The following is a 21,368-nucleotide window of genomic DNA, read 5'->3' as shown; positions in this document are numbered from 1 at the left end:
AGATGGCCGCCCGCAACCCGGTGCCTGTGCCCTTCGCGCGCTGCCGTAGTCTGCGGTCTGTGATCCCATGTCTACCGTTACCTCCACGCCGCGCCTCTCCCGGGAAGTGCGCGCCACCGGCCTGCTTGCGCTGCCGCTGGTGCTCGGCCATATCTCCACTGGCCTGATTTCCTTCGTCGACAACGTCATCGCCGGGCACCACGGCACCCAGACCCTGGCCGCCGTCACCATCGGCACCGCCCTGCTGTGGCTGCCGATGCTGATTCCGATCGGCACCCTGATCTCGCTGACCGCTTCGGTCTCGCAGCTGCACGGCGCCGGCCGCGAGCGCGAGATCGGCCCGCTGTTCCGCCAGGCGCTGTGGCTGGCGCTGGGCCTGGGCCTGATCATGTTCACCTTCCTCACGGTGGTGCCGCCGCTGCTGCCGGCGTTCGGCATCGCGCCGGACATCGTGCCCGGTGCAACCGCCTTCCTGCATGCGGTGCGCTGGGGTGGCCCGGCGCTCACCCTGTACTTCTGCATGCGCTACCTCAGCGAAGGCATGCACTGGACGCTGCCGACCATGCTGCTCGGCTTTGGCGGCCTGCTGGTGCTGGCGCCGCTGGGCTACGTGCTGTGTTACGGCAAGCTGGGCTTCCCGGAAATGGGCGCTGAAGGCCTGGGCATCGCCTCGGCCACCATGATGTGGATCCAGGCGCTGTGCTTTGCCGGGTACCTGTGGAAGACCCGCCGCTTTGCCCACCTGGAGCTGTTCTCGCACCTGGAACTGCCGCGCTGGTCGGCGATCTGGGACCTGCTGCGTACCGGCCTGCCGATCGGCATCACGGTGCTGATGGAAGGCGGGCTGTTCATCGTCACCGCCCTGCTGATCGGCCGCCTGGGCGCGACCGAGGCCGCCTCGCACCAGATCGCCATCAACGTGGCCCAGCTGTGCTTCATGATCCCGATGGGCGTGGCCGAAGCCACCACCGTGCGGGTCGGCCATGCGGTGGGCAGCGGCAACGGGCTGGGCGTGCGTCGGGCCTCGATTGCCGGGCTGCTGATCATCCTGGGGACGCAGACGCTGTCGGCGCTGGTGCTGCTGTTCGGGCACGACGCCATCGTGGGCGTGTACACCGCCGACCTGGGCGTGGCCGCGCTGGCCTCGACCCTGCTGCTGTATGCGGCCGCCTTCCAGTTCCCCGACGGCATCCAGGTGCTATCGGCTGGCGCGCTGCGCGGCCTGAAGGACACCCGCGTGCCGATGTTCATCGCCATGTTCTCTTACTGGGGCCTGGGCATGCCGCTCGGCGCCGGGCTCGGCCTGGGCCTGGGCATGGGGCCGCAGGGCATGTGGCTGGGGCTGATCCTGGGCCTGACCGCTGCCGCGATCCTGATGGGCTGGCGGCTGCGGGTCAGCAGCCGTCGCGTCGGGAACAGCCTGGCCTGACGGCCCCCTTACTTGTGTCCGATGCCGGCCTGTCCGGCAGCGGCTATGCTGGTACCACGGCAAGAAGCCAACTGGAGTTTCCCCCATGAACCAACCCGTGCGTCGCAATCCTGTCGCCAGCTTCTTCATCGGGCTGTGGGATGTGATGAACTTTACCCGCAGGCTGATCCTCAACCTGCTGTTCTTCGGCCTGCTGCTGCTGATCCTCGTCCTGTTCGTGGTGGCGATGGGCAAGGGCGCCAGCAGCAACCGTGCCTTGCAGGACCGCACTTCGCTGGTGATCGCGCCGGAAGGCCGCCTGGTCGAGCAGTTCAGTGCTGACCCGGTCAGCCGTGCGCTCGCCAAGGCCATTGGCGACAACAGCGCCGAGGAAGTGCAGCTGCGCGACCTGATCCGCGCGCTGGATGCGGCACGCGACGACAAGAAGATCGAGCGGGTGGTGCTGCAGCTGGACAAGCTGCAGCCCAGCGGCTTCGCCTCGATGCGTGAAGTGGCGGCGTCGCTGCAGGCCGTGCGCGCGTCGGGCAAGCAGGTCGTGGCCTACGCCGACAACCTGAGCCAGTGGCAGTACCTGCTGGCCGCGCAGGCCGACGAGATCTACCTCGACCCGATGGGCGGGGTGGTGCTGGAAGGCCTTGGCCGTTATCGCCAGTACTTCCGCACCGGGTTGCAGGACAAGTTGGGCGTGGACGTGCACCTGTTCAAGGTGGGCGAGTACAAGTCCGCGGCCGAACCGTACGTGCTGGACGCCGCCTCGCCGCAGGCCAAGGAAGCCGACCTGTTCTGGATGAACGACGTGTGGCAGCGCTATCTGGCCGACATCGCCAAGGCGCGCAAGCTGGACGCCGCGCAGCTGGCGGCGGGCATCGACACGATGCCCGAAGGCATCGCCGCCGCTGGTGGCGACCTGGCCAAGTTCGCCCTGCAGCAGAAGCTGGTGGACGGCCTGAAGACCCGTGAGGAAGTCGAAGACCTGCTGGCCGACCGTGGCGTGGCCGACGAAGACGCCGACGGCGGCTTCCGCAGCGTCAACCTGGACGGCTACCTGGCCCAGCTCGACATGCGCGGTTCGCCGGTGGATTCGCGTCCGCAGGTGGCGGTGGTGGTGGCCTCGGGCGAAATCGCCGGCGGCGACCTGCCGGCCGGCCGCGTCGGGGGTGAGTCGACCTCGGCGCTGCTGCGCGAAGCGCGCGACGACGACAACGTGAAGGCGGTGGTGCTGCGCGTCGATTCGCCGGGTGGCGAAGTGTTCGCCTCCGAGCAGATCCGCCGCGAAGTGGTGGCGCTGAAGGCTGCCGGCAAGCCGGTGGTGGTGTCGATGGGCGACCTGGCGGCTTCCGGTGGTTACTGGATCAGCATGAATGCCGACCGCATCTATGCCGACCCGTCGACCATCACTGGTTCGATCGGCATCTTCGGCATGATCCCGAACCTGTCGCGTTCGCTGGACAAGATCGGCGTGCATACCGACGGCGTGGGCACCACCCGCTTCGCCGGTGCGTTCGACATCACCCGTCCGATGGACCCGGCCGTGGGCCAGGTGATCCAGTCGGTGATCAACAAGGGCTACGCCGACTTCACCGGCAAGGTCGCAGACGCGCGCAACAAGCCGGTGGAAGCGGTGGATGAAGTCGCCCGCGGCCGTGTCTGGAGTGGTGCGCAGGCCAAGGAGCGCGGTCTGGTCGACGCCTTCGGTGGCCTGAAGGACGCCACTGCCGATGCCGCCAACCGCGCCAAGCTGGGCGGTCCGGACAAGGTCCGCGTGCGCTACATCGAAAAGGCGGCCACGCCATTCGCGCAGTTCCTGAGCGGCTTTGCCGGCAGCCATGCCGGTGCCTGGATGCTGGGTGAAACCGGCATGGCGCGGATCATGCTGGCCCGTTCGATGCCGGAAGTGGATACCCAGCTGCGCTTCGTCGAAGACGCCGCCCGCGACCCGCGTGGCAGTGCTCCGGTGAAAGCGCTGGCGTATTGTTTCTGCGGCCTCTGAACCCCGAAAAAACCCGGCATTCGCCGGGTTTTTTTTCAGGGCGTGGTGTCATCCGCGGCGCGGGTGTCGGGGGCCTTTTCCAGCGTTTCGCGGGCAGCCTTGGCCTTGTCCAGCGGCCCCTGCACGGCGTCGCGCAGGGCGGTGGCCTGCGGTTCGGGACGCTTGTCGGGATCCCGCGGAACCGGGCGGTTGCAGCCGCTCAGCACCAGCAGGCCAAGCAGCGGCAGGGCGATACGGATCAACATGGCAACCTCGCGGGGCGAGCCCAGGAACGCGCAGTGTCGCACCGCTGCGCCCGCGCGTGTGTGACGGGGTGCGCTGCACCGGCGTGCGGGCTATCCTGCCCGCTCGATCCGGGGCGTGGCCCCAAGGCAGGAGAAGCAGGTGAGCGCGCATCGTTGGCGACTGGATGGACAGACCGCATTGATCACCGGTGCCAGTGCCGGCATCGGCCTGGCGATCGCGCACGAACTGCTGGGATTCGGTGCCGACCTGCTGATTGTCGGGCGCGACGCCGATGCGCTGGAGATGGCCCGCGACGAGCTGGCCGACGCGTACCCCGACCGTGAGATCCATGGGCTTGCCGCCGATGTCTCCGACGACGAGGACCGCCGCGAGATCCTCGACTGGGTGGAAGACCACAGCGACGGCCTGCACCTGCTGATCAACAATGCCGGCGGCAACGTCACCAAGGCGGCCACCGAGTACACCGAAGACGAATGGCGCGGCATCTTCGAAACCAACCTGTTCTCGGCCTTCGAGCTGTCGCGTTACGCGCACCCGTTGCTGGCGCGCCATGCCGCCTCGGCGATCGTCAACGTGGGCAGCGTGTCGGGCCTCACCCACGTGCGCAGCGGCGCGGTGTACGGCATGACCAAGGCCGCCATGCACCAGATGACGCGCAACCTGGCGGTGGAGTGGGCTGAAGACGGCATCCGGGTCAACGCGGTAGCGCCCTGGTACATCCGCACCCGCCGCACCTCCGGGCCGCTGTCCGATCCGGACTATTACGAGCAGGTCATCGACCGTACCCCGATGCGGCGCATCGGCGAGCCGGAAGAAGTGGCCGCTGCGGTGGGCTTCCTGTGCCTGCCTGCGGCCAGCTATGTCACCGGCGAATGCATCGCGGTGGACGGTGGGTTCCTTCGTTACGGGTTTTAACGTCAACCGGGGACCGCGCAGCTCGATTCGGCCAGCACCGCCTGCAGGCGGGTCCGCTCGGCCGCAGCGGCAGCCGAATTGTCCGGCGAAGCGAACCGCTCGCGGCCGCGTGCGTCGCGGAAGCGCTGCTGCCACGCGTTGCAGCGCTGGTCTTCGGGTATCGGCTCGCACGCGTCGCGGATCACCTCGCAGCTGGCGGCATTGACCGGCGTCGCCCCGCCCAGGGCGGTGACCGACAGCAGCTGGCAATGCGGCGGCGCGGGCTCGCGCTCATGCAGGTAGCGGCCACCGTCCTGTGCCTGGCACTGGTAGATCTCCGGCAGCGGCGGCTTGTCCGTGGCCGCTGCGGTTGCATCGTCTCCGGGCTTGGGCAGGTTGGCGGTGTCGAGGATCGCGGTGCCGGTGGGCACTTCGTAGGCTTCTGAAATGATGCGCTCGACCGGCCGGGCCTTGCCGGGCACAAAGGCGGGTACCGCAGCGGGCGCGTCGCCCGCCGCCGGCGGGGCGCTTGCCGCGGGTGGCACCGGCGGTGGAGCCGCTGCGGGCGGCGTAATGCTGCTGGACACCGACACTTCGGCACGCGACGGCGCCGCGTTCATGCGCTGGATGACCTGGTGGCTGCCGGCCGGGCACGGCGTGCCCTGCACGGTGCTGTTGCCATCGGCGTCGGTACAGCGGAACACGATTGCGTCGTCGGCCATTGCCGACGAGGCCACGCACAGCAACAGGAGCCACCAGGGTTTCATCCGCGCAGGATACAACGCACGCGGCCGGCCGCCCTATCGGCAGTCGCGGTCGAGCCGCGCGTCCACGCCGCGCTGTTCGCGGCTGATCGCGTCGCGTTCGCCCTGCAGCGCGCTGTTGTAACGGCGCACCAGCTCCCAGCGGCGGTCGCTGAGGATCGAACACACTTCGCTGGCCGGCAGGGGATGGCACTGGTCGCGCACCAGCACATTGCCAGCCGGGACCACCACGTCATGGTAGGTGCCCGGGTAGGCCGAACCTTCGGTGTGCCACTGGGTGCTGCCGCTGCCCACGGTGAAACTGCCGCCGCCACGCGAGCCACCGCCCTGCACGGTCAGCGAACCACCGCTGGAGGTGATCGAACCGCTGCCCATCGGTGCGACAGGCGGAAGCGGACGGGGATCCGGGCGGGGACCAGGGCCTGGACCCGGGCCCGGGCCAGGTCCGGGTCGAATGCCGCCCGGTCCGCGACCGGGCAACCAGGCGCTGGTCCACACCGGCACCCAGCGCGGATTGCCCTCGCTGGTTTCGCTGGTATAGCGGCTGCCGTCGTCGCGGATGCATTCGTACATCGGCTGCGGCGGCTGTACGTGTACGTAGCGCACTTCGCGTTCCGGCGCGGCAGGTGGCGGCGTCGAGGGCGCGCGGTCGCTGCGCACCACCTGCGGTGCCGGGTCGCGCGGGCGCTGCATCTCGCGCACTTCCTGGCGGCCGTCACGGCACGGCGCGTCCTGCAGCGACACCGCGCCGTTGCTGCCCACGCAGCGGTACACGCGCACGCTGCTGTCCTGGGCCGCCAGCGGAGCGGCGACACCGGGCAGCAGGAGCAACAACCAGAGGGCAGGGGATGGGCGCATGGCCGCAGTGTGCGGCCTTGCCTGTGCACGCGTAAACAACGCCGCAGCTCAGGTGCGCAGCACCTGCCCGGTGAGTGCGTCGCGGATCGGGGTGGGCTGGGCCAGGCCACCGGTGGCGCCGTCGACCAGGCCGTCCAGCAGGGCCAGCAGTGCGGGATCCAGCTCGGCGCGGGTGCGTGCCGGCGGGTGGCCGGCCAGGTTGGCGCTGGTCGACACCAGCGGTCCGCCCCAGGCACGGCACAGCGCGGCCACCAGGGGATGTGCGCTGATCCGCACCGCAATGCCGGTGTGTTCGCCGGTGATCCAGCGCGGTGCACGCGGGCCCGCCGGCAGGATCCAGGTGTGCGCGCCGGGCCAGCTGGCCAGCACTTCGGCCCGGCGGTCGGCGGGCAGGGCATCGACCCGGACCCAGCCGTCCAGCTGGGCCAGGTCGGCGGCGACCAGGATCATGCCCTTCTCGACCGGGCGCTGCTTGAGGTCCAGCAGCTTCAAGACCGCGGCTTCGCTGGCCGGGTCGCAGCCAAGGCCCCACACCGCTTCGGTGGGGTAGGCGATCACCCCGCCGGCATGCAGGGTGGAGACGGCCGAGTCGAAGGTGAGCTCACTCATGGGCGCGGCACATCAAGCCTTCTTGGCGACGGCCTTTTTGGTTGCCGCCTTCTTGGTGGCGGCCTTCTTTGCCGTCGCCTTCTTGGCTGCCTTCTTGGCCGGTGCCTTCTTCGCGGCGGCCTTCTTCACTGTCGCCTTCTTCACCGCCGGCTCTTTCTTCACTGCAGCCTTCTTGGCCACGACCTTCTTGGCGGCCTTCTTGCCGAAGCCCTTGCGCACCGGCTTGCCGGTTTCTTCCATGAGCTGCTGCACTTCGGCCAGGGTCAGCGAAGCCGGTTCGCGATCCTTGGGGATCTTGCCGTTCATCTTGCCGTCGCTCAGGTACGGGCCGAAGCGACCGTTGAGGACCTGGATATCGCTGCCGTCGAATTCCTTGATGATCCGGTTGCGCGCGATCTCTTCCTTCTCTTCGATCAGGAACACGGCGCGGGCCAGATCGATGGTGTAGGGATCGTCTTCCTTCTTCAGCGAGGCGTAGGTGCTGCCGCGCTTGGCGAACGGACCGAAACGACCGATGCCCACGCTGACGTCTTCGCCCTTGTCTTCACCCAGGGCGCGCGGCATCAGGAACAGCTCCAGCGCGTCTTCCAGGCTGATGGTGTGCATCGACTGGCCGGGGCGCAGCGAGGCGAACTTCGGCTTCTCCTCGGCGTCCTCGGCAGTACTGCCGATCGCCGCATACGGCCCGAACCGGCCCAGGCGCACGCTGACCGGCTTGCCGGTCTTGGGGTCGGTGCCGAGCTCGCGCGCGCCACTGGCCTCGGCGCGGTCGACCGATTCCTTCTTCTCTTCCACCAGCTTGTTGAACGGGTCCCAGAAGCGGGCCATCAACGGGATCCAGTCTTCTTCGCCACGCGACACCGCGTCGAGCTCGTCTTCGAGCTTGGCGGTGAAGTCGTAGTCCACGTACTGGGTGAAGTGGCTGGACAGGAACTTGGACACCGCGCGGCCGACATCGGACGGGCGGAAGCTGCGGCCTTCCATTTCCACGTACTTGCGGAACAGCAGGGTCTGGATGATCGACGAATAGGTCGACGGACGGCCGATGCCATACTCTTCCAGCGCCTTGACCAGCGCCGCTTCGGTGAAGCGCGGCGGCGGCTGGGTGAAGTGCTGTTCGGCGAGGATGCGGTCCAGCGGCACGCGGTCGCCCGGCTGCATCGCCGGCAGCTTGCGGCCTTCGTCGTCGTCCTCGGCGCTCTTGGTGTCCTTGCCTTCCTCATAGACCGCGAGGAAGCCGGGCACCACCACGGTGGTGCCGCTGGCGCGGAACACATGCTCGCTGCCGGCGGAAAGGTCGACGCTGACGGTGTTGAGCGTGGCCGGAATCATCTGGCTGGCCACCGCACGCTTCCAGATCAGTTCGTACAGCTTGCGCTCGTCGTCGGTCAGGTAACGCGCCACCGATGCCGGGGTGCGCAGCGCAGCGGTCGGACGCACCGCTTCGTGCGCTTCCTGTGCGTTCTTGGACTTGGTCTGGTAGGTGTTGGGCTTGTCCGGCAACGCGGCAATGCCGTAGTCGCGGGCGATCACGTCGCGGATCTCGGCCAGTGCGTCCTGCGACAGGCTGACCGAGTCGGTACGCATGTAGGAGATCAGGCCGACCGTGCCTTCGTCGCCGATGGCCACGCCTTCATACAGCTTCTGCGCCACCTGCATGGTCTTGCGGGTGGTGAAGCCGAGCTTGCGCGAAGCTTCCTGCTGCAGGGTGGAGGTGGTGAACGGGGCGGCCGGGCGGCGCTTGCGCTCCTTGCTGGCCACGTCGGTGACATGCAGCATGCCCTGCGCGGCCTGCTGGATGCGCAGGCGCGCGGCCTCGGCGGTGTCGCCGTCGGTTACGGTGAACTGTTCGAACTTCTGCCCATCCAGCTTGATCAGGCGGGCATTGAAGTGCTGCGAGGGATGCGCGCAGGCGGCGTCGATGCTCCAGTACTCGCGGGCGATGAAGGCTTCGATCTCCTCCTCGCGCTCGACGATCATGCGCAGCGCCGGGCTCTGCACGCGGCCGGCGGACAGGCCGCGCTGGACCTTGCGCCACAGCACCGGGGACAGGTTGAAGCCGACCAGGTAGTCCAGCGCGCGGCGGGCCTGCTGGGCGTCGACCAGGTCGCTGGCGATGGCGCGCGGCTGGTTCATGGCCTCCTTGATCGCGCGCGGGGTGATCTCGGTGAAGACCACCCGCTGCATCGGCTTGTCCTTGACCAGGCCGCGTTCCTTCAGGATTTCGGCGATGTGCCAGCTGATCGCCTCACCCTCGCGGTCCGGGTCGGTGGCCAGGAAGATGTCGTCGGCGCCCTTGGCGGCCTTGGCGATGGCGTCGACATGCTTCTCGTTCTTGTCGATCAGGTCGTAGCGCATCGCGAAATTGTTGTCGGGGTCGACCGCGCCTTCCTTGGGGACCAGGTCGCGCACATGCCCATACGAGGCCAGGACGGTGAAGTCCTTGCCGAGGTATTTGTTGATCGTCTTGGCCTTGGCGGGCGATTCGACGATGAGCAGGTGCTTGGGCATGTCGTTGATTTCTGTGGGCAGCGGCCCGGGGGAGGGCGCTAGGGTGGAGCAAAAGGCCGCATTAGTGAAGGGCAGCCGTCGAATTCCATAAGCTGAACGCCCGGTTATGCGCCGGGCGTTCAGGTTTTGCGCCTGCTAGAGGAATCACGCCGGGGCCGCCCGTGTCAAGCGGCCCGGTGTGAGGGCCGGTCAGGACATGGACGAGGCGATGACCCCGAACATGGCGATCACCAGCCCGATGCTGATCACGGTCAGGATGCCGCTGATGACCAGGATCACGATCGTCACGGTGCCCAGCCCGCGCTCCTGGAACTCGGCGTTTTCGGTGAACGCCCACTTGTCCACCACCAGGGTGTCGCACAGCATGTCGTGCAGGGCCTGCTTGCGCTCGGTGAAGGCGGCCATGATGAAGCCGATGAACAGGGTCAGGCTGCTCAGGATGAACCCGAAGTAGCGACCCACGCCGCGCATGAAGGTGATCCGCTCGCCGTCGCTGCGCACCACCTTGATGCCCACCGCCATCTTGCCCAGGGTGGCGCCGCCGCGCGAGGCGTGGAAGCCGGCGTAGTAGCCGATGCCGATCACGAAGCCGCCCAGCATCGCCACCAGGCTGAGCGCCACGGCCAGGGTTTCGTTGCCGCTGGCCGCGCCGATCAGGTTGAAAATGAGGCTGACCGGGATGTTGATGATGCCGACCACGATCGAGTCCAGGAAGTACGCGGCATAGCGCTTCCAGAAGCCGGCATAGACCACCTCGCCGCCACTGACCACGGTCGCGCCGTAGCTGCCGGTGGCGCCGGGCGCGGAGTACGGGGAGTAGGTGCCGCCCCCGGTGCCCGGGAGCGGGGCGGTGCCGTTGTCGATGGCGGTGTAGTCCCCGCGCAGGTCGAAACCGCTGCCCAGGTTGTCGGTCGCGCTGGTCAGGTTCTGCAGCTGCAGTTCCTCCACCGCTTCGGACACCGGCTTCCACGCGGCATAGCCTTCGCGCCAGACCAGCGTGGTGAGGCTGATCTCCCCGCGCTGGAAGCGTTGGCGGAGGTCTTCGGCCATCAACGGACCCTGGCGCTCCTGGCCATCGGCGTAATACCACTCAGTCATTGCGTACTTCCCCTTCTGGATTCATCCGTAATCATGAAGTCGCGGCTCAGCCGCGGCACTGCGCCGGTGCGTACTTGGCATCGAGATCGCTGCTGCAGGTCCACTCCTGGCTCTGCATGTCGTACTCGAACCACAGCATCTTGCCATCCAGCGCACGCTTGCCGGGCACCGAGAATTCCATCTCGATGCCGCACTTGTCTTCGCCGAAGCGGCCGATCCGCACCGCGCCGACGTAATCGGCGGCGTAGGAGCTCGGGCTCTTGAAGCCGTCGTCGTCGTTGACCGGGCAGCGCTCGGTGTTCAGGGCGAACTCGTTCACCTGGTACTTCAACTGCGACACGATGCCGACCGCATTGGCCACTTTGGCGCGGTGCAGATAGTCGTTGTAGGCAGGAATGGCGATGGCGGCGAGGATGCCCATCACCACCAGGAAGCCCACGCCCACCACCAGGCCGATGACCAGGCAGCCGGAGGTCTTCTTCGGCGGCGGTGCGGTACGCACGTAGGACGGCGCCGGGCCCGGCACGGCGGCGTGCGGCGACGGCGACGGTGACGGCGAGTCGAATCCAGGAATGCGCGGCGGGCTGGGCACGACGGGCTCCAGCTGTGGGCCGCCCAGGTCCGGTCCGGCCATGGGCGGCGGTGCGATCACCAGGCCCAGTTCGTCAGCCACGCTGCGCAGGGGCTGCCACTGGGGCAGCCCGTCACGCCAGACGAGGGAGTCCAGCGCAACCTCGCCGGACGTGTACTTCGCAACCAACTCTTCAGATGTCAGCGGACCACGCTGCTGACGATTCCCTTCTGCATAGAACCACTGGCTCACTTTCCATTCCCCTGAATGCGCGAAGCACCCAGTGTACGGTCAGTGAAGCGGTTCCGGCTCGTCCACAAACATCTGGGTTTCCATCCAGGCGTAGGCGGCTTCGGCGCCGGGCTGGTTGAACAGCACCATCAGCACCACCCACTTCAGGTCGTCCAGGTCCAGATCGTCCTGGTCCAGGGCCATGGCGCGGTCGAGCACCAGCTCGCGCTGGTTGGCGTCCAGGATGCCGTGCTGTTCCAGGAACATCAGGAACCCGCGGCCTTCCACGTCGAGCTTGTCCAGCTCCGGGCCATGGAAAATGCGGACCGGGCCGTCGACCCGGGCCACGCTCACGGCCGGGCGCTGCTCGGCGAGGGCGTCGAGCCAGTCGAAGGCCTTGTTGATCTCGGTGGGGCTGAAGCCGGCCTGTATCAGGCTGTTCTGGAGGGTATCGCGATCGCGGACGATGTCCGCGTCTTCGCTGAAGTAGTGTTCAAACAGGTACAGCAGGACGTCCAGAATGCTCTCTTTCATTGCCCCTCGGCCTGCGTCAACGACGCTGTGGAGGTGAAGAAACTAGGGTTTTCTACAGTAGCGGCCATGGGTGGCAACCACCTTTCCATCCAGTTCCATGATCAGCAGCATGGCCGACAGCTGCGTCGCCGTCAATCCGCTGCGCTGGATCAATAAATCCATACCCGTTGGGTTTTCATCCAGGACTTTCCACAAGCGCTGGTAGTCGGGTGGAAGAGCGGGGGAGGGGGTGGGCACCGTGGGCCGTGCCTGTTCAGTGGGGGCTGCCAGGCGGGAACGCAAGGCCTGACCGAGTTGTGCCGCCGCCCCGCTGAGGCCGGCAACCACCTCTGCGGGCGTTTCCACCAGCTGCGCGCCGTCGCGGATCAGCCGGTGGCAGCCCCGGGCCCGGGGGTTGCGCACCGAACCGGGCAGGGCGAACACCTCGCGCCCGGCCTCGGCGGCCAGGCGCGCGGTGATCAGCGCGCCCGAGCGCAGCGCCGCCTCGATGACCAGCGTACCCAGCGACAGCCCGGCCACGATCCGGTTGCGGGCGGGAAACTGCCCGGGACGCGCTGCCGTCCCCGGCGGGTACTCGCTGACCACCGCGCCGCGCTCGGCAATGCAGGCCTGCAGGGCGGTATTGCGCGGCGGGAAGGCCAGGTCCAGGCCGGTGGCCACCACGGCGACGGTGCGCCCGTCGCTGACCTCCAATGCGCCCCGGTGGGCGCGCGCATCGACCCCGGCCGCCAGCCCGCTGACCACCGCCAGGCCGCTGCGGGCCAGTGCGGTGGCAAATTCCGCCGCCAGCTCCCCGCCGGTGGGGGACGGGGTTCGGCTGCCCACCACGGCCACGCCCGGATGCCACAGCGCCGCCGGGTCGCCGTGGATGAAAAGCGCGAGTGGCGGGGTGTCCAGTTCAGCCAGCAGGGTCGGATAGTCGGGGTCGCCGGCCGGCAGCAGGTGTCGGCCGGGCTGTTCCAGCCAGCGCAGCCCGAGGGCAAGCGCCTCGCGCTCGGGCAGGGCCAACCGGGCCCGCTGTTCGGCACTGCATCCGGCGGCGCGCCACGCCGCCGGGCCGCTGCGCAGGGCGTCGGCGGGTGTCTCGAAGCGGGTAAGCAGCGTGCGGCGCGGGCCGATCGCGCCGCCGGCCAGGACCAGGCGCAGCAGCGCCTCGGTGGAACACGGGGGCGTCTGGGGCATCGGGTCAGGCTAGCCCGCAGACGACGACGGCGCCCTCGGGCGCCGTCGTGTTGGTGCGTCAGGTTTTTCGGTTATTGCGCGTCAGGATGCTTGGCCGAGTAACCGACCAGCACCGGCTTCACGCCCTGCATCACCAGTGCGTAGCTGACCTTGTCGAAGGTGCGGAACACCATCGCATGGGCGGCGTACTCGTCCGGCAGCGAAATCCGGCCGGCACCGTCGGTGAGCGAGTCGTCCATGCGCGAGGAGCCCGGGTACTTCTTGCGGTCGGCGACATGCCGCCCCTGGCGCCACAGCGAGACCACGGTGCCGTTGTCGATGCCATCGGCGCTGCCGGCCGAGATCGCGATGACATCGCGCGGGCCACCGGCGCTGAACATGTCCGTCACCGCCAGCACCCGCATGTCCAGGCCTTCGGTCTGGGCAGCAGGCGCATGGGGCACGAACTGCAGGTCGTACGGGTTGGCTTCGACCGGGATCAAGCGATCGCCGGCGCGGACTTCACGGCCGTCGACCCGGCCCTGCAGCGACAGCGTGGTCACGTCCGAGCGGCCGTCCGGCAGCTTGGTCACGGTACCCACGTTGAGCTGGGCCAGTTCGTAGCCCAGCACCTCGCGGCGCTTGCTCGGTTCAGCCACGAAGTTCGCCCACAGGTTGCCGCTGCCGGGGGTGACCCTGCCATGGGCGGTCAGGTCCTCGGTGGGCTTGGGCAGCGAGAAGCGCACGGTCGGGCGGACCACGGCCCAGCGCTGGCCCACCTGGGCGCCGTCCAGGCCGCGCACGTAGGCCACCTGGCCCGTGGTGGCGCGGAGGCGGTTGTCTTCCAGGCCGACCACGTCCGGCAGCGAGGCGATCTCATCGACCACGCTGAGCTGCTTCAGGAAGGGCTCGACCTCGCTGAGCGGGATCGCGTTGATCGGCGCTTCCTGGCGCGGGCCGGGCTGGGCCACGACGCGGTCCAGATAGGCCAGGCTCAGGACGTCGCCCGGGTAGATCAGGTGCGGGTTCTTGACCTGCGGGTTGGCCTGCCAGATTTCCGGCCACAACCACGGCTTTTTAAGGAAGCGCGCGGAAATGTCCCACAAGGTATCGCCCTTCTGGACGACATAGGTTTCCGGGTGCCCGCCATTCACTTCAACGGCGGTAGCATAGGTAGCGACGGTCAGCATCGCGACGGCGACGACCGTACGTGTCTTTTCAAACATAGGTGTGGTGCCTGATTCCCCAACAGGTTCGAGCACTATAGTCCAGAAACCGGGGCGCAAGGCAAGCGTTGGCGATAGAATTGCGACGTACGCCGCTTTAAGGGCGCCCCCAAACGGTATTTGCCATGGCTCTCCTGCCCATTCTTGAGTTCCCGGACCCGCGCCTGCGCACCAAGGCCGCGCGGATCGACGCCGCCGAGGTGACCACCCCGGCCTTCCAGGAACTGATCGACAACATGTTCCAGACCATGTACGAGGCACCGGGCATCGGCCTGGCCGCGTCCCAGGTCGACGTCCACAAGCGCTTCATGGTGATCGACGTCAGCGAGGAGAAGAACACCCCGCTGGTCTTCATCAACCCGGAGATCGCCGCCAGCGAAGGCGGCAAGGTCTACCAGGAGGGCTGCCTGTCGGTCCCCGGGATCTTCGCCGACGTGACCCGCGCCGACAGCATCACCGTGCGCTTCCTGGACCGCCAGGGCGTGGCCCAGGAGCTGACCACCGACGGCCTGCTGGCCGTCTGCGTGCAGCATGAGATGGACCACCTGGACGGCAAGCTGTTCATCGACTACCTCTCGCCGCTCAAGCGCGAGATGGTCCGCAAGAAGCTGGCCAAGCAGCGCAAGCACGTTGCCTGACCTGGCCACGGACGTGGCGGCGCGGCCAGCCCGCGCCCCGCGACCGGTTGTTCGGCGCCGACCTCCGGCGCCGTTTTTCTTTCTGCAAGTGGGAACGCCATGAAGATCGTCTTTGCCGGTACGCCTGAGTTCGCCGTGTCGTCGCTGCGCGCTGCCGCGCGCCACCATGAGGTGGTGGGCGTGTACACCCAGCCGGACCGCCCGGCCGGCCGCGGACGTGGGCTGATGCCCTCGCCGGTGAAGCTGGAGGCCATCGCCCGGGGCATTCCGGTGTTCCAGCCCGAATCGCTGAAGACGCCGGAGGCCCAGCAGCAGCTGCGCGACCTGCAGCCGGACCTGATGGTGGTGGTGGCCTACGGGCTGATCCTGCCCAAGGCCGTGCTGGCCATCCCCACCCATGGCTGCTGGAACGTGCACGCCTCGCTGCTGCCGCGCTGGCGCGGCGCCGCGCCGATCCAGCGCGCGATCCAGGCCGGCGACGCCGAAACCGGCGTGTGCCTGATGCAGATGGAGGCCGGGCTGGACACCGGCCCGGTGCTGCTGCGCCAGCACACCCCGATCCAGGCCGGCGAGCTCGGCGGGTCGTTGCACGACCGCCTTGCCGAACTCGGCGCGCAGGTGCTGTCCGACGGCCTGGGCCTGCTGCGTGCCGGCCTCAAGCCGATCGCGCAGCCGCAGCCGGCGCAGGGCGTGACCTACGCGCACAAGCTGGACAAGGCCGAGGCGCGGCTGGACTGGTCCGACGATGCGCAGGTGCTGGAACGGACCGTGCGCGCGTTCAACCCGTGGCCGATCGCCGAAGCCCAGCTGGCCGGCGAGCGCGTGCGCATCCACGGTGCGCTGGCGCTGGCCGACAACCAGGGCAAGGCGCCGGGCACCCTGCTGGCGGTCGGCCGCGAGGGCATCGACATCGCCTGCGGCCAAGGCGCGCTGCGCCTGCGCGTGCTGCAGCGTGAGGGCGGCAAGGCGATCACCGCCGCCGATTACCTCAACGCGCGGCGCGACCTGGTCGTAGGGGGCTGAGATGGCACATCCCCGCCAGGGCAAACCGTCCCCGCAGCTGTCTTCGATGGCCCCGGGCGTTCCGACCCGCGTGCTGGCCGCGCGCGTGCTGGCCCAGGTGATCGGCCGTGGCCGGTCGCTCAAGGCCGAACTCACCACTGCATTGCCCAGCCTGGACGACAGCCGCGACCGCGCGCTGCTCGAAGCGCTGTGCTTTGCCGTGCTGCGCCGGCGTACCGCGTACGACGCGGCACTGGCGAAATGGATGCAGCGTCCGCTGGGGGCGCGCGACGAAGAGCTGCGCGCGCTGCTGCTGGTCGGCTTCGCGCAGCTGGATGCGCTGGACCTGCCGGCGCACGCCGCGCTCTCGGCCACGGTCGAGGCCGCGCGCGCGCTGGGTCGCGAGCGCCAGGCCGGCATGGTCAACGCCCTGCTGCGCCGGGCCCAGCGTGATGGCATTCCGGCCGTGCCGGCACGCGACGCCTTCCCGAAGTGGCTGGCCGAGCAGATCGAACAGGACTGGCCCGACCAGGCCGAGGCGATCTTCAGCGAAAGCCTCACCCCGGCGCCGCTGTGGCTGCGGGTAAACCGCCAGCAGGGCGACCGCGCGGCGATGCTGCAGCGCCTGGAAGCGGCCGGCATCGCGGCAGAAGCCACCGACCTGGCCGCCGATGCGATCCGCCTGCCGGTGCCGGTGGCGGTGACCGCACTGCCGGGCTTCAGCGACGGCGCGCTGTCGGTGCAGGACCTCTCCGCACAGCAGGTGGCCGACGCCCTGGCGCCGCGCCCCGGCGCGCGCGTGCTGGATGCCTGCGCCGCACCGGGCGGCAAGTCCGCACACCTGCTCGAGCGCGATCCCAGCCTGCGCCTGCTGGCACTGGACATCGACCCGCGCCGGCTCAAGCGGATCAGCGAGACCTTCGCCCGCACCGGCGTGGGCGAACACGCCCAGGTCCGGGCGGCCGATGCCACCGACCCGGCCAGCTGGTGGGACGGCGAGCCGTTCGATGTGATCCTGCTCGATGCGCCGTGCTCGGCGACCGGCATCATCCGCCGTCAGCCGGACGTGCTGCTGCACCGCCGTGCTACCGACATCCCGACCCTGGTCGCGCTGCAGGCACGCCTGCTCGACGCCTGTTTCGGCATGCTCGCCCCCGGTGGCACCCTGTTGTACGCGACATGTTCGATCCTGCGAGAAGAAAACCAGTTCCAGGTCGAGGCGTTCCTGCAGCGCACGCCGCGCGCGGGATTCCTGCCACTGGGTGACGCTTACGGTCATGATTCCTGGGCCGGGCGCCAGCGCCTGCCGGGCGAACACGGTGCCGATGGCTTCTTTTATGCGCGCCTGCTGAAAAAGGGGTAACACGGCACCGGTAGAATCGGCACCATGCTGACGACACGCCAATCGAGGGACTTCTGGTTGCTCGCCATCACCGCCCTGCTGGTACTGGGGGCGGGGTTGGGCATGCGGGACCCGTGGCCGTCGGACGAGCCGCGCTTCGCACTGGTGGCCAAGCAGATGGTGCTGAGCGGGGACTGGCTGTTCCCGCACCGTGGTACCGAGCTGTACTCCGACAAGCCACCGATGCTGATGTGGCTGCAGGCTACCCTGTACACGCTGCTGCGCGACTGGCGGGTGGCGTTCCTGCTGCCCACCCTGTTGGCAGCGCTGGGCACCCTGGCCTGCGTGTACGACCTCGGTCGCCGCCTGTGGACCCGCAAGGTCGGCCTGTACGCCGCCTGGGCGCTGCTGTTCGCGGTCCACTTCACCTTCCAGGCCAAGAAGGCCCAGATCGACCCGCTGGTGGTGTTCTTCATCACCCTCGCCAACTATGGACTGCTGCGCCATCTGCTGTGCGGTCCGGCCTGGCGCTGGTGGTGGCTGGGCTGGTTCGCGGCCGGGCTGGGCGTGATCACCAAGGGCGTCGGGGTGCTGGCGCTGTTCATGCTGGTGCCGGCGCTGGTCGCGGTGGCGCTGGGATGGCCGCGGGTACGGCTGGACCTGCGCAACTGGCGGTTCTGGCTGGGTCCGGTGGCGTTCGCTGCGGCCGTGGCGCTGTGGCTGGTGCCGATGGTGCTGGCCGCTACCGCCAGTGGCCAGGTCGAGTACCGCGCGTACATGAACGACATCCTGTTCCGGCAGACGGCCAAGCGCTACGCGCAGTCCTGGGACCACCACCAGCCGTGGTGGTACTTCCTGGCCACCATGCCGTCGATGTGGGTCCCGGCCTTCCTGCTGGTGCCCTGGGCCATTCCAGCCTGGTGGCGGCGACTGCGCCGGCGCGACCCGCGCTACCTGCTGCTGCTGGGCTGGTGGTTGCTCATCGTGCTGTTCTTCTCGATTCCGCACGGCAAGCGCGACGTCTACATCCTGCCGGCGTTGCCGATCTTCTGCCTGGCGCTGGCACCGCTGCTGCCGGGCCTGCTGCGCAGGCGTGACGTGCAGTGGGTGCTGGGCGGGTTTGCCGCGCTGCTGACCGTGGCGCTGCTGGGCGTGGGCGTGGCGATGCTGGGCGGCGAGCCTGGCTTCGAGCGCCGGCTGATCCTGGAGCGGGGAATCGATGCGTCGGTGACCGCCGCACTCGGCTGGGTCGGCATCGCGCTGGGCAGCTGGGGCGTGGTCAGCCTGTTGTTCAGCGGGCCGCGCCGCTTCCACCTGGCCGTGATGTCGATCCTGGCGATGGCCTGGGTCGCCTACGGGCTGGTGGGGTACCCGTTGTTCAACGATTCCAGCTCCGCGCGCGGGCTGATGCGCGAGGTGGGCGAACGGATCGGCCCCGACGCCGAGCTGGGGCTGGTGGGCTGGAAGGAGCAGAACCTGCTCATGTCCGACCGCCCCGTGCGCACCTTCGGCTTCAAGCGGCGCTGGTACCGGCAGTTGCAGGACGGCGTCGCCTGGCAGGCCGAAGCGCCCGAGCGGCGCTGGCTGCTCGTGCAGCAGGCGGCACTGCTGGAATGCGTGGACCGCGACCAGGCCGAGCGGATCGGCGTGGCCAACCGGCGTGGCTGGTGGCTGGTGCCGGCACACGCCTTCGTCGGGCCCTGCCTGCCCAGCGCCGTGGACCTGGCCAGGATCCGGCGCGAGCAGGGCAAGGAAGACGGCGAGGACTAGCCGCACGCTCATGGATCATTCCCGACCTATCCGCCACAATGCCGACCGCTCCGCCCGAGTAGCCCTGAACGTGAACCACGCGCTTTCCCGTCCCGCCGGCATCCACCCCGCATTGGCCTGGGTGTTCACCATGGCACTCGGCCTTTCGCCGGTGCTGCTGATGTCGACCATGGACGGCGGCAGCGCGGGCTACTACGGGCTGGTACTGCTCAGCTTCATCGTGCTGGCCTGGGTGCGCCGGCCGGCCCACGGCACGATCTGGTGCGACAACCGCCGCGAATACCTGTGGATGGTGGCGGGCATGGCGGTGCTGCTGGTGGGGGTGCTCACCAGCCTGGTGGTGCATGGGATCTGGAAAGGGTCCGAAGTCGAGAAGGCCGTGCGTTTCCTTACCGTGGGGCTGATCCTGGCCGCCGCGCTGCGGGTGCCGCGCCACATCCTTGCCCACGCTACGCTCGGCCTGCTCGGTGGGATCTGGTATGCGGTCATCAACGTGGCCTGGCTGGTGCTGAGCACGGGTGAACGGCCGGCCACCCGGCAGTTCAATGCGGTGACCTACGGAGACCTGACCCTGCTGTTCTCGATGATCGCGTTCCTGCTGCTGGGCCTGCGCATCACCCGTTTCCGCCGGATCGAGTTCGCCCTGAAGCTGGTCAGCGGCATCGCCGGCGTCGCGGCGTTCCTGGCCACACAGACCCGGGGTGGGCTGTTGGCGATTCCCTTTTTCCTGTTCATCGCCATGCTGGTGCAGGGCCGGCGCATGAACCGCCTGAAGCTGCTGGCAGCGGCGCTGCTGCTGGGCGTGGCCGGCCTGATCGTGGCCAGCGATGCATCGATGCGCCAGCGCATCCACCTGGGCGTGAGCGAGTTCGATCAGTGCCAGGTGGCGCACTTGTCCGATACCTCGGTGTGCATCCGCCTGCAGCTGTGGAGCGCGGCCGGGCACATGATCCGCAGCGAGCCGGTATTCGGCGTTGGCGGCGGCGACCGCTTCCGCGAAGAGCTGGCCAAGCTGGCCGACGCCAAGCAGGTCACGCCGACGGTCGCGCGTGATTTCGGCGAAACCCATAACGACCTGCTGTACTTCCTGGCCACCTACGGCGTGCTGGGCGGGCTGGGGCTGGTGCTGCTGTACATCGCGCCCGGCTGGCTGTTCGCGCGCCGCCTGCGGCTGGACATGACCGACCGACCCACGCGCCTGTTCGCCGGCGCGGGCCTGATGATCTGCGTGGGCTTCGCCGTGTTCGGGATCACCGAAATGATGTTCCGCGACATGCGCACCGCCTCGTTCTATGCCACCTGGATGGCCTGCTTCCTGGCCCTTTCCGACCCACTGCGGCTGCGCTCAGCGAACGGCTGACGCGGCCTCGCCCAGCACGGCGGCGTAGCTGGCTTCGGTCAGTCGGCTGAAGGTCTCCAGCCCGAAGTCCCGCTCGGCGCGCGCGCGCGCCGCCTGGCCTACCGCCGGCAAGGTGCCGCGCAGGGCGTACAGCGCTTCCACCTGCGCGGCGATCGCCGCAACGTTCCGCACCGGCACGATCCAGCCATCCTCGCCGTGGGTGATGTTCTCCGGCAGGCCCGCATAGTCGCTGACCATCACCGGTTTGCCCATCGCCATCATTTCGCGGCAGGCGAAGGAGATGGTTTCGACGTCCCAGGACAGCACGAAGCCTGCGTCGCCACTGGCCACGAACGGCCGGATGTCTTCGAGCAGGCCGGCGAAATGCACCTGCGCGGCAACCCCCAGCCGTGCCACTTCAGCGACCAGCTGCGGGTCCGGATCGCGCCCGGCCACCGCCATGTGCACCTTGCTGCGGATCGGTGCGGGCAGGGTGGCGATGGCGCGCGCCAGGTCGATCCAGCCCTTGTGGTCGTCGGTGCCGGCGTTGCTGACCAGCACCAGCGCTTCGGGGTCGGTCGTCCAGCGCGCGCGCAGCGCGGCGCCTTCGCCGGGGCCGACCGGCGAGAAGCGCTGCAGGTCCACGCCGTTGCGGACCACGTCGATCGGGCAGTGGCGGTAGGGACTGTCGAGCAGCATCTGGCGGGTGTGCGCGGACACGGCGATCACCCGGTCGGTGCCCCAGCGGGCGCGCGCCGCGTTGCCCAGCGTGTTGCTGGGCTTGCTGTTGTGCTTGGTGAACACCAGCTTCGGTCGCCGCGACAGGCCGGCCACCGCCTCCATCGCCACGCGGTGGTCGCGCGCGCCGTTGGCGTGCACGATGTCGATGCCCTGGGTGACGATCAACCGGCGCAGGGTGCGCAGGTCGGCCCATTGCCGTCCCAGCGTGGGCAGGCCACTGCTGAAGGCGATCTCCACCGGTTCGGCAATGCGCTCCTCGCGGACCACGCGCAGCACCCGACTGTCGGCCGGCGCCGCCATGAACAGCTGGTGGCGGGGCGACAGGGCGCGGGCCAGTGACGCGAGGTAGGTGGTGTGGCCACCTCCATCGCCGGCGTGGAAGTTGGTGTAGAGGATCTTCATCGGGGCCTTCGG

Annotated in this window: 19 protein-coding genes; 8 read left to right on the top strand and 11 right to left on the bottom strand. The window is 68.8% G+C overall.

What is annotated here, in order from left to right; translation table 11 throughout:
- Positions 1–67 precede the first annotated feature (67 nt).
- A complete protein-coding gene (locus HGB51_RS08655) occupies positions 68–1,429 on the top strand; it encodes an MATE family efflux transporter (RefSeq protein WP_070207609.1) in 1,362 nt (453 codons plus the stop codon).
- 85 nt (positions 1,430–1,514) lie between these two features.
- Entirely contained in the window at positions 1,515–3,419 is a 1,905-nt protein-coding gene (sppA, locus tag HGB51_RS08650) for a signal peptide peptidase SppA (protein WP_070207608.1), read from the top strand.
- Positions 3,420–3,454: 35 nt separating this feature from the next.
- Here the strand turns inward: sppA and HGB51_RS08645 are convergent, their stop codons facing one another.
- Positions 3,455–3,664, bottom strand: coding sequence for a hypothetical protein (locus HGB51_RS08645; protein ID WP_070207607.1), 210 nt, complete (start codon positions 3,662–3,664; stop codon positions 3,455–3,457).
- A 139-nt stretch (positions 3,665–3,803) separates the two neighbouring features.
- Here HGB51_RS08645 and HGB51_RS08640 point away from each other — a divergent pair, with 139 nt between their 5' ends.
- Positions 3,804–4,580: an SDR family oxidoreductase gene (locus tag HGB51_RS08640; RefSeq protein WP_070207606.1), complete on the top strand. Its 777-nt coding sequence runs from the start codon at positions 3,804–3,806 to the stop codon at positions 4,578–4,580.
- Positions 4,581–4,582: 2 nt separating this feature from the next.
- Here HGB51_RS08640 and HGB51_RS08635 read toward each other — a convergent pair whose 3' ends face one another.
- From HGB51_RS08635 to HGB51_RS08595, 9 genes are all read right to left on the bottom strand, one after another.
- A complete protein-coding gene (locus HGB51_RS08635) occupies positions 4,583–5,326 on the bottom strand; it encodes a DUF4124 domain-containing protein (protein ID WP_070207605.1) in 744 nt (247 codons plus the stop codon).
- Positions 5,327–5,359: 33 nt separating this feature from the next.
- Entirely contained in the window at positions 5,360–6,181 is an 822-nt protein-coding gene (locus tag HGB51_RS08630) for a DUF4124 domain-containing protein (RefSeq protein ID WP_070207604.1), read from the bottom strand.
- A gap of 48 nt (positions 6,182–6,229) precedes the next feature.
- A complete protein-coding gene (tsaC, locus tag HGB51_RS08625) occupies positions 6,230–6,790 on the bottom strand; it encodes an L-threonylcarbamoyladenylate synthase type 1 TsaC (RefSeq protein ID WP_070207603.1) in 561 nt (186 codons plus the stop codon).
- A gap of 12 nt (positions 6,791–6,802) precedes the next feature.
- Complete coding sequence (locus tag HGB51_RS08620) at positions 6,803–9,301, bottom strand: DNA topoisomerase I (protein ID WP_070207602.1); 2,499 nt, start codon at positions 9,299–9,301, stop codon at positions 6,803–6,805.
- A gap of 189 nt (positions 9,302–9,490) precedes the next feature.
- Positions 9,491–10,399 (bottom strand): RDD family protein, encoded by a 909-nt coding sequence (locus tag HGB51_RS08615; protein WP_070207601.1) that lies wholly within the window; start codon positions 10,397–10,399, stop codon positions 9,491–9,493.
- A 46-nt stretch (positions 10,400–10,445) separates the two neighbouring features.
- The gene (locus HGB51_RS20465) at positions 10,446–11,222 is read right to left on the bottom strand and encodes a pilin (protein WP_070207600.1); all 777 of its coding nucleotides are present in this window, start codon (positions 11,220–11,222) and stop codon (positions 10,446–10,448) included.
- A gap of 39 nt (positions 11,223–11,261) precedes the next feature.
- Positions 11,262–11,735: a DUF494 family protein gene (locus HGB51_RS08605; RefSeq protein ID WP_070207599.1), complete on the bottom strand. Its 474-nt coding sequence runs from the start codon at positions 11,733–11,735 to the stop codon at positions 11,262–11,264.
- Between the two features lie 42 nt (positions 11,736–11,777).
- Positions 11,778–12,917, bottom strand: coding sequence for a DNA-processing protein DprA (gene dprA / locus HGB51_RS08600; RefSeq protein WP_070207598.1), 1,140 nt, complete (start codon positions 12,915–12,917; stop codon positions 11,778–11,780).
- Positions 12,918–12,988: 71 nt separating this feature from the next.
- Positions 12,989–14,122 carry a LysM peptidoglycan-binding domain-containing protein gene (locus HGB51_RS08595; protein ID WP_070207597.1) on the bottom strand — a complete coding sequence of 378 codons (1,134 nt, stop codon included), beginning with the start codon at positions 14,120–14,122 and terminating at the stop codon, positions 12,989–12,991.
- Between the two features lie 125 nt (positions 14,123–14,247).
- Here HGB51_RS08595 and def point away from each other — a divergent pair, with 125 nt between their 5' ends.
- The 5 genes from def (at position 14,248) to HGB51_RS08570 (ending at position 20,234) form a co-directional block, all read left to right on the top strand.
- Positions 14,248–14,760: a peptide deformylase gene (gene def / locus HGB51_RS08590; RefSeq protein ID WP_070207596.1), complete on the top strand. Its 513-nt coding sequence runs from the start codon at positions 14,248–14,250 to the stop codon at positions 14,758–14,760.
- Between the two features lie 99 nt (positions 14,761–14,859).
- Positions 14,860–15,783, top strand: a complete 924-nt coding sequence (gene fmt / locus HGB51_RS08585) for a methionyl-tRNA formyltransferase (protein ID WP_070207595.1) — start codon at positions 14,860–14,862, stop codon at positions 15,781–15,783.
- Between the two features lies 1 nt (position 15,784).
- The gene (gene rsmB / locus HGB51_RS08580) at positions 15,785–17,125 is read left to right on the top strand and encodes a 16S rRNA (cytosine(967)-C(5))-methyltransferase RsmB (RefSeq protein WP_070207594.1); all 1,341 of its coding nucleotides are present in this window, start codon (positions 15,785–15,787) and stop codon (positions 17,123–17,125) included.
- Positions 17,126–17,149: 24 nt separating this feature from the next.
- On the top strand, positions 17,150–18,874 hold the full coding sequence (locus HGB51_RS08575) for an ArnT family glycosyltransferase (protein ID WP_070207593.1): 1,725 nt from the start codon (positions 17,150–17,152) through the stop codon (positions 18,872–18,874).
- Between the two features lie 70 nt (positions 18,875–18,944).
- Positions 18,945–20,234 (top strand): O-antigen ligase family protein, encoded by a 1,290-nt coding sequence (locus HGB51_RS08570; RefSeq protein ID WP_256123599.1) that lies wholly within the window; start codon positions 18,945–18,947, stop codon positions 20,232–20,234.
- On the opposite strand, the gene HGB51_RS08565 is transcribed toward HGB51_RS08570, so the two are convergent.
- Positions 20,220–21,356 (bottom strand): glycosyltransferase, encoded by a 1,137-nt coding sequence (locus HGB51_RS08565; protein WP_070207592.1) that lies wholly within the window; start codon positions 21,354–21,356, stop codon positions 20,220–20,222. The two genes, HGB51_RS08570 and HGB51_RS08565, sit on opposite strands and share 15 nt — an antisense overlap.
- Positions 21,357–21,368 lie beyond the last annotated feature (12 nt).

It is taken from the genome of Stenotrophomonas bentonitica, from assembly GCF_013185915.1.
Lineage (GTDB): Bacteria > Pseudomonadota > Gammaproteobacteria > Xanthomonadales > Xanthomonadaceae > Stenotrophomonas > Stenotrophomonas bentonitica.
The sequence above is the reverse complement of the archived record's forward strand: the minus strand, read 5'-3'. Positions and strand labels throughout refer to the sequence as shown.

Coding starts and splice junctions, on each gene's coding strand:
- HGB51_RS08615 (WP_070207601.1), bottom strand. CDS start 10,399: ATGACTGAGTGGTATTACGCCGATGGCCAGGAGCGCCAGGGTCCGTTG.
- dprA (WP_070207598.1), bottom strand. CDS start 12,917: ATGCCCCAGACGCCCCCGTGTTCCACCGAGGCGCTGCTGCGCCTGGTC.
- HGB51_RS08630 (WP_070207604.1), bottom strand. CDS start 6,181: ATGCGCCCATCCCCTGCCCTCTGGTTGTTGCTCCTGCTGCCCGGTGTC.
- HGB51_RS08635 (WP_070207605.1), bottom strand. CDS start 5,326: ATGAAACCCTGGTGGCTCCTGTTGCTGTGCGTGGCCTCGTCGGCAATG.
- HGB51_RS08575 (WP_070207593.1), top strand. CDS start 17,150: ATGCTGACGACACGCCAATCGAGGGACTTCTGGTTGCTCGCCATCACC.
- rsmB (WP_070207594.1), top strand. CDS start 15,785: ATGGCACATCCCCGCCAGGGCAAACCGTCCCCGCAGCTGTCTTCGATG.
- HGB51_RS08645 (WP_070207607.1), bottom strand. CDS start 3,664: ATGTTGATCCGTATCGCCCTGCCGCTGCTTGGCCTGCTGGTGCTGAGC.
- HGB51_RS08595 (WP_070207597.1), bottom strand. CDS start 14,122: ATGTTTGAAAAGACACGTACGGTCGTCGCCGTCGCGATGCTGACCGTC.
- HGB51_RS08565 (WP_070207592.1), bottom strand. CDS start 21,356: ATGAAGATCCTCTACACCAACTTCCACGCCGGCGATGGAGGTGGCCAC.
- def (WP_070207596.1), top strand. CDS start 14,248: ATGGCTCTCCTGCCCATTCTTGAGTTCCCGGACCCGCGCCTGCGCACC.
- HGB51_RS08655 (WP_070207609.1), top strand. CDS start 68: ATGTCTACCGTTACCTCCACGCCGCGCCTCTCCCGGGAAGTGCGCGCC.
- sppA (WP_070207608.1), top strand. CDS start 1,515: ATGAACCAACCCGTGCGTCGCAATCCTGTCGCCAGCTTCTTCATCGGG.
- tsaC (WP_070207603.1), bottom strand. CDS start 6,790: ATGAGTGAGCTCACCTTCGACTCGGCCGTCTCCACCCTGCATGCCGGC.
- fmt (WP_070207595.1), top strand. CDS start 14,860: ATGAAGATCGTCTTTGCCGGTACGCCTGAGTTCGCCGTGTCGTCGCTG.
- HGB51_RS08605 (WP_070207599.1), bottom strand. CDS start 11,735: ATGAAAGAGAGCATTCTGGACGTCCTGCTGTACCTGTTTGAACACTAC.
- HGB51_RS08620 (WP_070207602.1), bottom strand. CDS start 9,301: ATGCCCAAGCACCTGCTCATCGTCGAATCGCCCGCCAAGGCCAAGACG.